Annotated in this window: 9 protein-coding genes and 2 pseudogenes; 9 read left to right on the top strand and 2 right to left on the bottom strand. The window is 51.4% G+C overall.

Features of this window, described 5'->3' with window-relative positions; translation table 11 throughout:
- Window positions 1–2: 2 nt before the first annotated feature.
- Window positions 3–662 (bottom strand): ThuA domain-containing protein, encoded by a 660-nt coding sequence (locus NST04_RS13615; RefSeq protein WP_341017837.1) that lies wholly within the window; start codon window positions 660–662, stop codon window positions 3–5.
- Window positions 663–886: 224 nt separating this feature from the next.
- Here NST04_RS13615 and NST04_RS13610 point away from each other — a divergent pair, with 224 nt between their 5' ends.
- The 8 genes and pseudogenes from NST04_RS13610 to NST04_RS13575 all read left to right on the top strand — a co-directional run bounded on the left by NST04_RS13610 (window position 887) and on the right by NST04_RS13575 (window position 11,841).
- Window positions 887–1,714: an AraC family transcriptional regulator gene (locus tag NST04_RS13610; protein ID WP_341184674.1), complete on the top strand. Its 828-nt coding sequence runs from the start codon at window positions 887–889 to the stop codon at window positions 1,712–1,714.
- Window positions 1,715–1,835: 121 nt separating this feature from the next.
- A pseudogene (locus tag NST04_RS13605) lies at window positions 1,836–2,024 on the top strand (hypothetical protein); the annotation flags it as partial.
- Between the two features lie 195 nt (window positions 2,025–2,219).
- Window positions 2,220–4,379, top strand: a complete 2,160-nt coding sequence (locus NST04_RS13600; protein WP_341184672.1) for a hypothetical protein — start codon at window positions 2,220–2,222, stop codon at window positions 4,377–4,379.
- 590 nt (window positions 4,380–4,969) lie between these two features.
- Window positions 4,970–6,574 (top strand): annotated as a pseudogene (locus tag NST04_RS13595) (hypothetical protein); the annotation flags it as partial.
- A 74-nt stretch (window positions 6,575–6,648) separates the two neighbouring features.
- Window positions 6,649–7,692 carry a tetratricopeptide repeat-containing glycosyltransferase family 2 protein gene (locus tag NST04_RS13590; RefSeq protein WP_341184670.1) on the top strand — a complete coding sequence of 348 codons (1,044 nt, stop codon included), beginning with the start codon at window positions 6,649–6,651 and terminating at the stop codon, window positions 7,690–7,692.
- Between the two features lie 197 nt (window positions 7,693–7,889).
- On the top strand, window positions 7,890–8,921 hold the full coding sequence (locus NST04_RS13585; RefSeq protein ID WP_341184669.1) for an ROK family protein: 1,032 nt from the start codon (window positions 7,890–7,892) through the stop codon (window positions 8,919–8,921).
- Between the two features lie 102 nt (window positions 8,922–9,023).
- Entirely contained in the window at window positions 9,024–10,223 is a 1,200-nt protein-coding gene (locus NST04_RS13580) for an MFS transporter (protein ID WP_341185243.1), read from the top strand.
- A 526-nt stretch (window positions 10,224–10,749) separates the two neighbouring features.
- Window positions 10,750–11,841, top strand: coding sequence for a hypothetical protein (locus NST04_RS13575; protein ID WP_341184668.1), 1,092 nt, complete (start codon window positions 10,750–10,752; stop codon window positions 11,839–11,841).
- 131 nt (window positions 11,842–11,972) lie between these two features.
- On the opposite strand, the gene NST04_RS13570 is transcribed toward NST04_RS13575, so the two are convergent.
- Complete coding sequence (locus NST04_RS13570; RefSeq protein WP_341184667.1) at window positions 11,973–12,653, bottom strand: GDSL-type esterase/lipase family protein; 681 nt, start codon at window positions 12,651–12,653, stop codon at window positions 11,973–11,975.
- A 238-nt stretch (window positions 12,654–12,891) separates the two neighbouring features.
- Between NST04_RS13570 and NST04_RS13565 the strand changes: the two genes are divergently transcribed.
- On the top strand, window positions 12,892–13,575 hold the full coding sequence (locus NST04_RS13565; RefSeq protein WP_341185242.1) for a pectate lyase: 684 nt from the start codon (window positions 12,892–12,894) through the stop codon (window positions 13,573–13,575).
- Window positions 13,576–13,612 lie beyond the last annotated feature (37 nt).

Here is a 13,612-nt window from a genome sequence, read left to right as displayed (position 1 = left end):
GTTTATTTGGCTGCCCACAAGAAGCCCCGGCGCATCAGTTCCTTGGCCTCCGGGATATCGAACACATCCGCATGATGTCCAAGCGCGTTATAGAATACCTTGCCCTGGCCCCATTTCTTCGTATAGACTACCGGCATCGTGATGACACCATTGGCCGAATGCTCGCCTTCACTCATCACAAATGTGGTAGTAGCCAGTACATTCACCGCCGGATCGACATGAAGATAATACTGCTCCGACTTCACCATAAAGTCCTGCATGCCTTCCACAATCGGGCTGGAGCCGGATTTCACGATGTTCACTTCATAATCCACTCCATCATTGAAGGGATGTGCCACCCATTGTGATCCGGTCAAAAATTGCCATTCCGTATTGGTACGGAAGGAGTCGCACATCCCGCCGTGACAGCCTGCGATGCCTACGCCGGAAGCCACAGCTGCCAGAACCGCCGAGCACTGCTCCCCCTTGATTTCGCCCATGGTCCAGACCGGTACAATCAGGTTCAGCGCCTTCAGCGCCTCCGCATTATTGAAGCTGTCCAGCGTATCCGAGACTTCAACCTCGAAGCCTTCATTCGTAAGGATATCTGCAAAAATCGCAGCAACCTCGTTCGGTTCATGCCCGTCCCATCCACCTTTTACAATCAATGCCTTCTTTGCCATATCAAGTTCTCCTTTTTGTCCTATTTATTTAAGTTTGGGTTATAGATTGATTTAGATCAGGTCTTCCTGAAGAAATTGTAATCTATCCGCGCCGTTTCTGCTCGTCATTTTGCTTGTGGGAATGGTCATTTTTTGCTAAATTTAAGACTGCATTATGCGAATAGCAGCAAATCACTGAAACCGCTTCCTGACGGACTGCCGGGAGGACGAGAACAGGAGTAAACATGAGAGCGTTTCACGAGAACCGGACGTACGGCTATGCGTTTCCCTTCACTGCCTTTGTGAGCCGGAATATTAATTTCCTCGCCCACTGGCACAATGATCTGGAGATTGTCTATGTCCTGGAGGGTTCGATACGAATGGGCATTAATTCCGAGACACGCGTGCTGACCGCCGGGGATCTGGCCGTATGCAGCAGCGGAGATATCCATTATTATGACAGCAAGAACAGCGAGTCCAAGCTGCTGATGATTATTTTCAATCCTTCACTGATCGGATATCCGGCAGGCTGGCCTCTGAATAAGCGGCTGATGTCTCCTTTTCTGGACCAGAGCCAGTCTGCTTCAGACCAAATTAACCCCCGCCTGTCTGCAATTATGCAGGAGCTGCTGGAGGAGTATCTGGAGAAGCCCCCGCATCATGAACAACTGGTGACCGGCCTGCTGCACGAACTATGTGCGCTGATTCTGCGGCAGATGCCGCTGGATATCGTAAATCCGCATAAGGATAAGCGGCGCATTACCAATATGAAGATTATGCAGGAGGTGCTGGAGTACCTGGATGTCCATTACATGCACCCTATCACCCTGGCCGATGCCGCCCGGCATGCCAATATGAGCTTGTTTTACTTCTCCCGCTTCTTTAAAAGCATCACAGGCATGAGCTACGTGGCGTACCTGAACAGCATCCGCGTCAACCAGGCGGAACGGCTGCTGCTGGGCACCGACAAAAGCATTCTGGATATCGCGCTGGAATGCGGCTTCACCAATATCCGCACCTTCAACCGGGTGTTCAAGCAGGTCAAGCTGCGGACGCCGAGTGAGCTGCGTTAGCATTGTGCTGCCGCTTTTCCAGAGGATTGGCGAAATATCGGATACGCATAGGTTGTTACCGTCTCAGCGGGGAATTTCCAGGAATATGATGAAAGAACCCTACATCAAGGAGGCTAACCTATTGTCAAATCCCAATATTCCTAACATCAGCCCCACGATAAACTTAACCAGGGACGATGTCATTAATCTGCTGTTATCCTCCATTGCTATGGAGGAGCTGGCACTTGCCCATATCATTAACGCCGAAGGCGAGAAAGTCCAATTTGCATTGGGTACGCTGTCAGGAATCAGCGGTCCTCCCAGCCAAGTATGAAGACGAATTGCAACTTCTCATATTTGTAAATTATATAAAATATTACTCTATAACCAAAAGTTAAGGAAGCCAACAAGTAATAGTCGGCTTCCTTATTTATACTACTTATCATTAAAAGATAGGCCCTTATCTATTTCGTCAAAGTTCTTCGAAGAATACGATGGGTTAAACGAAAAGAAGGAGGTTATGGTATTGTCGAACCCCAATATTCCCAACATCACCCCCACGGTTGCATTATCGAGGGATGATGTCGTCAATTTGTTATTCTCTTCCATTGCCATGGAGGAGCTTGGACTAGCCCATATCATTAACGCTGAAGGTGAGAAAATCCAGTACGCCTTGGGCACACTTCCAGGGCTCACCGGCCCTCCTGCCACACTTGCACAGTTGCTGGAGATCAATGACAGCGCCCGGTCCTTGCTGAATACGATCTCCCGTCAGGAGATGCTGCTGGATTCCAGGCTGACAACCGCCGCCAATATTCCGACACTGGTTGGACCTACTGGAGCTCCCGGTCCTACCGGAGCTGCTGGTGCTGTCACCAGCGTTAATGGACAGACCGGAGATGTCGTACTGGATGCCGAAGACGGTGTCTTCCCTATTAACAATGATGAACCTTCCGGCAGTCTGCTGAGAAGCTTCAACCAGCCCGGCGTCTACAGCTCGGCTCATGCCGATGGTAATGCCCCCCTCGACAGTCCAGATGTCCCCCATAAGGATGTGTGGACCATTTATGTCTCCCGCGTCGACAATTACGTTCAGCAGCTCTATATTTCCAATCCAGCGCTCTATTACCGCAGTAGCCAGGATGGCGGTGCCACGTATCCGCTAGGATGGATTCCCATCGGTGAACAAGGGCCCACGGGGCCGACGGGGGCTGGTGTTACCGGATTTACCGGGATGACTGGAGAGACTGGGGCCACGGGGCTTACTGGAGAGACCGGAGCCACGGGGCTCACCGGAGAGACTGGGGCCACGGGGCTCACTGGAGAGACCGGAGCCACGGGACTTACCGGGGAGACCGGAGCCACGGGACTTAGCGGGGAGACTGGGGCCACGGGACTCACTGGGGAGACCGGAGCCACGGGACTTACCGGGGAGACTGGGGCCACGGGGCTCACTGGAGAGACCGGAGCCACGGGGCTCACTGGGGAGACCGGAGCCACGGGGCTTACCGGAGAGACCGGAGCCACGGGACTTACCGGGGAGACCGGGGCCACGGGACTCACTGGGGAGACTGGAGCCACGGGACTTACCGGAGAGACTGGAGCCACGGGACTCACCGGCGCCACGGGACTTACCGGAGCCACGGGCTTGACGGGCGTTACCGGTGTTACCGGCTTAACGGGCGTCACTGGGCTCACCGGCGTCACCGGGCTCACCGGCGTTACCGGAGCTACCGGTACAATGCAATTCCCCAAAGTATATGTTGGCTGCAACGGTGGGCAGTTCGTATATTCCATTAATGCACTTACCAATCAAGTGATCGCTTCCTGGCCTCTTAACCAACCTGGTACGGGTTTAAGAACGGGTTATGGTGCAGCAATTGATACACTTCGTCACAAGCTTTTCTACTCGGATGGATTCAGTGTCGTCAAAGTAGATACACTGACAGATCAGATAGAAACCTATTATCCGGTAGGTGCCCAACCACGCGGCATGTCGATTAACACGATTACCAATACACTTTATGTCACAAATTGGAGTACAAACAGCGTTAACATTTGGTCTATCGACGTTGATTCAGGTACAGTAAGCACGATTACGGTTGGAACAGCGGCCAATGCACAGCCTATACAGGCTGAGGTTGATCCTTTCACGAACAGGGTGTATACCTTACAAGATGCAGTACCTGCACTTACCGTTTACGATGTCAGCACCAGTGCCATTATTCAAACCATTCCATTGGCAGGCTCCAGACCTCATGGCCTTGTGGTAGACCCGTTCCGAAATAAACTTTGGATAACCTATAACGGCTCTAACTATGTTAATTCGTATGATCTCTCCTCAAATATGTTTGAATCCAACATCACAATTGCCAGTAGTACTAGTAATATATCTGCAAATCTGATCACTAATCGGTTGTACGCCACTGGCAATGTAGTCTATGTAATTGATGGAGATAGCCGGACGGTGATCACAGCGATTAGTACAGGCGGCAACTCAAATGAACTACCTGCCGTTAACCCTTATACGACCCTTATTGCAAAATTTCCAGTGAAATCCGTATATCTCCCTGTAGGTCAAAGAAATTATGTGGCCTTTATCGATCAAACAACGAATACTCTAGTTTCTACAATCTTAGTGTCACAAACCCCGCTTTGGAGTGCCATAGATCCTTTTGAGGATTAGATGGGAAAATATATAACAGAAAGAGGTAACTACAGAAGTAATCAAACTTCTTAGCTGCCTCTTTTTGTTATTTATACGCCTGTCATAACAACTTCTTCGCTTACATCTGCACCGAAACGTGAAGCCTGAATAGGCTTATATTAATCATTAATTATGTTGCTGACTCAGCAGGTATCCTGAAACAAAATCCAAATATACAGACAGGAAGTGATAAAGGAATGGCTTTTTTATCAACAGGACCTATCGAAAATAACCCGGTAAGCGGACTAAGGCCCTCTCAGCAGGTTACTGTTAAAATCGTTAACCGCAGCGTTGACTCGGCTTCCTCAATATCCATTCAAGGTTATTATCTAAACGCGGGAACAAGGGTTATGTATGTTAGCGAAATACTCCCTATTGCAGAAAATCAAGTCATTACGAAAAATTATTACGCAGATTTTAATGGTTTTGAATTTACATTTGTTGTACCTGACAATCTCGCTGACATGAATGATCCTGTTCAAGTTTCGGTATGGGGCAAGAGCAGTACAGGTCAGTTGGTAACCGCACACCGACTAGTGTCTGAAGAACTGCTTGGAGAAAACAATGGCGGAGAGGCAGGGGCTACTGGAGCCACAGGAGTGACCGGGCCTGCTGGAGAGCGAGGTCCCCAGGGTCCGACAGGGCCCGCCGGTTCCGGGCAAGGGGCTACAGGCCACACGGGGCCTACTGGCACTACAGGCATCGGGCTCCCCGGACCTACTGGCACTACCGGCGCCGGTCTTCCCGGCCCTACCGGCACTACCGGTATCGGGCTCCCCGGACCTACTGGCACCACCGGGGCCGGTCTTCCCGGGCCTACCGGCACTACCGGTATTGGGCTCCCCGGACCTACTGGCACCACCGGGGCCGGTCTTCCCGGCCCTACCGGCACTACAGGCATCGGGCTCCCCGGACCTACTGGCACTACCGGCGCCGGTCTTCCCGGCCCTACCGGCACTACCGGTATCGGACTCCCCGGACCTACCGGTACCACCGGCGCCGGTCTTCCCGGCCCTACCGGCACTACAGGCATCGGAATCCCCGGACCTACTGGCACTACCGGCGCCGGTCTTCCCGGCCCTACCGGCACTACCGGTATCGGACTCCCCGGACCTACCGGTACCACCGGGGCCGGACCGAGGGGCGCTACTGGACTCACAGGCGTTACCGGTCTCACCGGTCTCACTGGTCTCACCGGGCACACGGGAGTGACCGGACAGACCGGTACAATGCAATTTCCCAAAGTTTATGCTGGCACCAATACTGGGCAGCGTGTATACTCCATCAATGCACTTACCAATCAAGTGATTGCTTCCTGGCCTCTTAACCAACCAGGTACGGGTTTAAACACAGGTTATGGTGCAGCAATTGATACATTTCGTCACAAGCTTTTCTACTCGGATCATTTCAGTGTCGTCAAAGTAGATACATTGACAGATCAGATAGAAACCTATTATCCGGTAGGTGCCCAACCACGCGGCATGTCCATTAACACAATTACTAATACACTTTATGTTACAAATTGGAGTACAAACAGCGTTAACATTTGGTCTATCGACATTGATTCAGGTACAGTAAGCACGATTACGGTTGGAACAGCCGCTAATGCACAGCCTATCCAGGCTAAGGTTGACCCCTTCACTAACCGAGTGTACACATTACAAGATGTAGTACCTGCACTTACCGTTTATGATGTCAGCACCAGTGCCATTATTCAAACCATTCCACTAACAGGCTCTAGACCTCATGGCCTTGTGGTAGACCCGTTCCGAAATAAACTTTGGATAACCTATAGCGGCGCTAACTATGTTAATTCATATGATCTCTCCACGAATACGTTCGAGACCAATATTACAATTGCAAGTAGTATCAGTAATATATCTGCAAATCTAGTCTCTAATCATTTGTTCGCCACTGGAAATGCAGTCTACGTAATTGATGGAGACAGCAGAACTGTGATTGCAACGATTAATACAGGCAACACCGGAAATGAACTACCTGCCGTTAACCCTTATACGACTCTTGTTGGAGAATATCCTGCGAATTCCGTATATGTCCCTGTGGCTGGGAGTAATTTTGTGGCTGTTATCGATCAAAAAACGAATACTCTGGTTTCTACAATTTTAGTGTCAGCAGTCCCGCTTTGGAGTGCCATAGATCCTTTTATGAATTAAAACAGGGGAAGGAATTACTTGAGGAACATATACTCCTCACTAGGAGGATCAGGATGATATCCATTAGTTTGTGTATGATTGTCAAAAACGAGGCACTCACCCTTAATAACTGTCTGGAATCGGTCAAGGGCATCCCTGATGAAATCATCATCGTGGATACAGGCTCAACGGATCAGACCAGGGAGATCGCCAAGGCATGGACGGATCAGGTATATGACTTTCCATGGACGGATGATTTCTCCGCAGCGCGCAACGCTTCCTTTCAATATGCCACGAGGCAATACATTCTCTGGTTAGATGCGGACGATATCCTGCTGCCCGAGCAGCGGTCGAAGCTGCTGCAGTTAAAGGAGACGTTAGCCGATCACGTGGATGCCGTAAGCATGGCCTATGAAATCCCTCAGCAGAAAGACCGCGGAGTGGTAAGCTACACAGTTCGTACACGGCTGGTGAAGCGTGACAAAAACTTCCGCTGGCAAGGCGTAGTGCATGAGGATCTTGCAACCGACCAGCATTATCATTATCTCCCCTCCGACATTAAGGTAACGCATACGAAATCCATCAGCGGGACAGGGGCAAGTCCCTCACGCCGCAACCTGGATATTTATGAACGCCATTTAGCCAGAGGCTATGAGCTTACCATCTCGGAGCGATTCCACTATGCAAGAGAGTGCCATCTGCACCATTTGTATGACCAGGCCATCGAATCCTACGAGTTATGCATGAACCACCCCGATGTCACGCTGGAGAATCAGATCTTTGCAATGCATAAGCTTGCAACTTGTTATGTCCAGGCGGGCCAGCCGCACAAGGAGCTGGAGTTGACGCTGAAAGCGCTGGCCAAGGATGTCCCCTACCCTGCCTTCAGTTGCCGGATGGGGGAACACTTCCTGAAGCAAGGCCATATTGAAGCCGCCATTCATTGGTACAGCACGGCCTATCTTCATCCGTTGCAGGAACGTTACAATGCTTCTGTCGTGGATACAGCCTATCAAACATGGCTTCCCCATGAACAGTTGGCCATGTGCTATGAGCTGCTTGGCGATGCCAAGCAAGCCGGTACCCACAGGCAATGGGCCGAATTTCACAAGATGGGGATTGCGGGGAAAATCCTATAAAACCAGTATCTAACAGAATCCCACCACACGTTCGTACTTGGCAGCAAGTCTACTTCCTGCCCGTACGGACTCTTTTCGTTATACGATGTATATCATTCTGCAATATACCTTGCCATTTCACCGCAAACTAACTACAATACACTTATTACAAGTCTTTTAATAACATCATTAGAATTATCCGGGAGGAGAACCCCGCTATGGCCCAGCCGTCTCATAACACACAACTGGTCAAGAAAATCAATGTAGAACTGGTGAAAAATGCGTTGCGCACCTCCGGCACCGGCACCAAAGCATCCGTCGCAGGACAGACACGGCTAAGCGTGGCTACCTGTGGCACCATTCTGAATGAACTGGTCCAGACCGGTGAAATTCTGGAGCTGGGCTGGGAGGAATCCAGCGGCGGCAGACCGGCAAGGAAATATCAGTTCAATGCAGATTACTCTTCTATTATCTGTATGATTGTGCGTGCAGAGGGCGGCCGGCAATCCATTACCTGTGCGCTTGCCAATCTGAACGGTGAAATCATAGAGGAAGCCGTTAAGGATTATGACGAGATTACTCCAGATACCCTCGGAGAGTGGCTGGATGAGATGATTGCGGACCGTCTGAATGTGCAGGCAATCGGCATCGGCATTCCGGGGGTAGTACAGCAGGACCGGATAGGAATCTGCGATGTCCCCGCGCTTGCAGAGCAGCCGCTCGGACTTTTTCTGAAGGAACGCTATAAAGAGGTAGAGATCATCATTGAGAATGATATGAATCTGACGGTGTACGGCTTGTACCAGAAGCTTCTCCTGGACGAAGAGAGTCATTTTGCCGTGCTGACCTTCCCCAAGAATCATTACCCGGGGGCCGGCTTCATGGTGAACGGACGTTTGCTTAACGGCAACAGCTTTTTTAGCGGCGAGGTCTCTTACCTGCCTTACGGTATCCCCCGAGAAGAACAGCTCCGGCTGCTCCAGGGTGCAGGCGATCCCCGCAAGCTGGCCGTACATGCACTGGTGTCGATCATCAGCATCATCAACCCGGCCACCATTGTTATCACAGGCGATAATATCTTGCCGGAGATGCTGGAAGATCTGCGCAGCGGATGCCTGGACATTATTCCGCCCGAACATATGCCTGAGCTTATTATTCAGCGGGATACCCGGCAAGAGTACATGAGCGGACTGATTACCACAACCACGGAAAGCCTGAATTACCGGTTCCACCTGGTTGAACGAAAGTAAGGCAAATCTATTTTATTATCATCCAGGAGGCTATTTACTGTGAAAGCTCAATCCGGCAATTCTGCCAGCGCACCAGGCAACAAACGTAACACCGTCTATATCATGCAGCTCGTGACAATCTTTCTGGGCTTTGTCGTCTTTGGCATCTCAGAGAATATTAAAGGGCCCGCCATTCCGCGGATTCAGCTCTCGTTCAATCTGGATGAAGGCCAGCTCGGCACCCTGCTCTCGCTGAACGCGCTGGGTTATCTGATCGCCTGCTCCTTCACCGCTGTGCTTGTCCGCAAATGGGGGATCAAGGCGGTCACTATTATTTCATTTGCTTCCATGGTCCTCTCGGGGGTACTGATCTACCTGTCGCACAGCTATCCGCTGTTTGCTTCGTCCTACTTCCTGATGTATATAGGGAACGGGATGCTGGAGATCGGACTGGCGATTCTGGGGGCACGTATTTTCGTCAAAAACACGGGGATGATGATGAACCTCTCCCACTTCTTCTATGGATTAAGCTCAACCGTGGCGCCGCTTCTCGCTACCGGAGTCATGTCGATGAGCGTGTTCGGACATCTGCTGGACTGGCGGGGGATGTATCTGGTCATGCTGTCGCTCTGTCTGCTGCCGATTCTCTCGGCGCTGCGCAGCACATTTCCCGGAGATGATCTTCCGCAGGAGGACCGCACCTCCTTCCGCACGCTGACGCGTGATCCCGCGCTCTGGATGATGGTGATGATCCTGTCCTTCGGCGTGGTCTCGGAGCTGGCGGTGGGCGGCTGGCTGGTTAACTTTCTGGAAAAAGCCTATGCCTGGGACACCGTCCGGGCCTCCGGCCTGCTCTCTGCATTCTTCCTGGTGTTCTCTCTCGGCCGGCTTTTGCTCGGCGCGCTGACAGACCGGATCGGCTTCGTGCTCTCGCTGATTATCTTCTCCTGCTTCTCGGCGGTCTGCACCTTCGCCGCCCTGGCTGGCGGGGAGCGTCTCGCCTTTCTGTTCGCCCTCTCCGGGGCCGGGATTGCTATTATCTATCCTACGGTTATGGCGTTCATCGCCCGCCGGTACCCGAACGGGAGCGACACCGCTATTACCTTCGTGGTGACCCTGATGGGCCTCGGCAGCGTTATCGGCAACTACATTATCGGCTGGGTGATTGAAGCCGTCAAAGCATTCTACGGCTCCACCACCCAGCTTGGCCTACTCCGTGGGCTCCAGGCGGGGTACGGCTTTATCGGCTTATGCGCCGCCGTCTGCTCCCTGTCTGGCATCGTGCTGTATGTGTATTTGAAGCGGCGGCGGGAGTTGATCTGAGAGATTGGAATAAGCCTCATCCGCTATAGTATTTATTCTCTTTATGTCTTGGTTACCGTTAAAATCGATAACCGCAGCGCGAGCTCGGCTTACTGAAATGGAATCGACCTCTAAATTCGCACCAAACCGGAGAATCCGAATATTACTATAGTAATCATTAAGTATGCTGCTGACTGGAGTGTTTCCGTTTATGTGTGCAGACTCGGCATACAATACCGGGCGCATACTTGAACGAAATCTAAGTATACGGATAGGAAGTGACCCAATAATGGCCTTTTTATCAACTGGACCGATCGAAAATAACCCGGTTAACGGAGTGAGGCCTACTCAGCAGGTTACCGTTAAAATTGATAACCGCAGCGTTGATTCGGCTTCCTCAGTATCCATTCAAGGGTATTATTTAAACGCAGGAACCAGAGTCCTGTACGTTAGCGAAGTAGTCCAAATTGCAACAAATCAAGTCATTACTAAGAATTATTACGCTGATTTTAATGGTTTTGAATTTATCTTTGTCACACCTGCAAATATGACTGAATTGAGCGATTTCATTCAAATCTCGGTGTGGGGCAAGAGCAGTACAGGTCAACTGGTAAGCGCACACCGGTTGGTGTCTGAAGAACTGCTTGGACAAAATACCGGCGGAGGGAAAGGGACGACTGGAGCAACGGGGCCGACCGGAATGACGGGGCTTCGCGGTGTAACAGGACCGACCGGTCCAGGGGCGGCAACAGGGCCGACCGGAGTGACGGGGCTTCGCGGTGTAACAGGACCGACTGGTCCAGGGGCAGGGGCAACGGGGCCGACCGGAGTGACGGGGCTTCGCGGTGTAACAGGACCGACCGGTCCAGGGGCAGGGGCAACGGGGCCGACCGGAATAACGGGACCGACTGGTTCAGGGGGAGGGGCAACGGGGGGTACTGGTTCTACAGGAGTTACTGGCGCTACCGGTGTGACCGGAGCTACTGGAGCTACTGGTGTTACCGGAGCTACTGGCGCTACCGGGGCTACTGGTGATACTGGAGCTACCGGTGTTACCGGAGCTACTGGCGTTACTGGCGTTACTGGACTCACGGGCGTTACCGGACTCACAGGCGTTACCGGGCTCACGGGCGTCACCGGACTCACAGGCGTTACCGGGCTCACGGGCGTCACCGGACCAAATATTTTGGCCACTAATGGACGATTTGTACCGGTTAACAACACACAAGTAAATGATGGCGTCACGATTAACATACCGTTCAGTACGGTATTTGCTCAGGGGATTACCCTTGGAGGTACCGGTGGTAACACAAGCATAATAATACAAGAAACAGGCATTTATTTTGTTGCCTACAACATTCGATTGTTCATTAGTGATGTCGCTGCAAGTGCAGATGTTATAACTGTTCTACCTACCTTGGACGGTATAATTGCCCCCTTCCCCTCCTATTTGTATAAAGCAGGCGGAGGAACTGCAGGACCTGGCGGCCTGGCGTTGGCGGCCAGTGGTCTGATAAATGTAACTACGGCTAACTCTGAACTTGTTTTCCCAATCACTGCAACAGGAATTGGGACGTTAAACTTGCAAATCACAGGACAAAATTACAGTAATGTAAGCATATTTAAAATTCCTGAATAATAGTGCTGGAAAATGAGCAAAAGCAGGGTGCCTTTAATCCGATTAAATAATCGCAAAGGTGCCCAGCTTTTTAATAATCATGAAGCCGCCTAGACCTGACAGTGTTATTTTTCACATCCTACGCCTGCCTCTTACAAATACCCCTTAAGATTATTCAGCACCACCGCGTACCCGTTAGCATACATATGAACGCCATCCATCGTGTACTCTTCCTTCAGATTCCCTTCGGCGTCCATCAGTCCCTCATTCACATTAATGAACTCATAGCCGTGCCTGACCGCCAGCTCCTCCACGGCCCGGTTCGCTTCCAGTAGTGCCGCATTGGTTCTCGTTCTGAAGTAGTTCGCCCGCAGCTCCTCATCCATTCCGGGGAAGTCAGCCTTGGCGTTCACAGGATAATAAGCCATGACATACACCTTGCACTCAGGCAGCCTTGCGCCAATCCGGGTGAGGATCTCATCATAATTCGCAAGCAGATTCCCGAGCTCATATTCACCATCCGCTGAACTGATGTCGTTCGTGCCGATATTAATGAACAGCCGCGAAGGCGCAAGCTCTAGCACACATACCTCCAGCGCTTCGAGCAATTCCCGGGTCACATAGCCCGCAATCCCGCGGTTATAGATGATGGTCCGCTTCTCCAGCGTCTGCTGCAATTCATTCACCGGAAAAAACTCCATCAGTGAGGAGCCCGCCAGTACGGTCTGCCCCTGTAGCGCCAAATTGTTCAGGATGCTGTACTTCTTCACCTTCTCTTCTTTCTCCTCCTGCATTTGCTTCTCCCACATGGCGTCAAGCTCTTCCTCAGTCATTCTAAATCCCTCCGTTTCTGCGGCTCTGTTATTCTACTATTGTTATCCTTTATCTATCAGCTTGCAACCCTTGCCTAATTTTGTCTAAAATATGTAAATTGTTCTCATTAAAAGGATTTTGTTCTATGCACACGTGTTCTGAATAGGCTAGATATCGGGTGCCATCAGAGGTGCACATCTGGCTGGCATGCCACAAGGGACCGGTGCGCCGGACCTCATTCTACAGTTGAAGGGCGGAATGTTTTTGAAAAAGGTAGTTGGCTTGCTCCTGTCGGTTGCTCTGTTGTCTTCGTTCTATGTCGCCAGTCCCCCCAAGGTATCTGCCGCAACGCCCATTGTGGTGAACTCGACGATTGTCGTACCGGCCGGACAGACGTATGACGGCAGCGGCCAGACGTTTGTCGCCAATCCCAGTACGCTAGGAGACGGCAGCCAGGCAGAGAACCAGAAGCCCATCTTCCGGCTGGAAAAGAATGCTACACTCAAAAATGTAATTATCGGCGCTCCCGGCGCAGACGGGGTACACTGTTACGGGAATGCGACCATCTCCAATGTGACCTGGCAGGATGTCGGCGAGGATGCCCTGACACTGAAGGCTTCCGGCACCATCAATATTACAGGCGGAGGTGCGTACAAAGCCTACGATAAAGTGTTTCAGGCGAACGCTGCGGGCACGATCAATATCAAGAACTTCAAAGCGAATGACATCGGCAAGCTGGCCCGCCAGAACGGCGGCACCTCCTACACCGTGAATTTCACTTTGGACAACTCGGACATCTCCAATGTCAAGGACTCCATCTTCCGGACAGACAGCAGCAGCAGCGCTGCGCGGATCACCAATACCCGCTACCGCAATGTGCCCACCCTCTTCAAGGGTTATGCCTCGGGCAAGACCAGCCAATCGGGCAATACACAATATTGAAGGTAGCGAAGTAGGAAAACTGGCGTAAACACAGCAG

Source organism: Paenibacillus sp. FSL H7-0756 (assembly GCF_038006765.1).
In the GTDB taxonomy this organism is placed as follows: Bacteria; Bacillota; Bacilli; order Paenibacillales; family Paenibacillaceae; genus Paenibacillus_AQ.
This window is presented reverse-complemented; position numbering and strand designations above follow the sequence as displayed.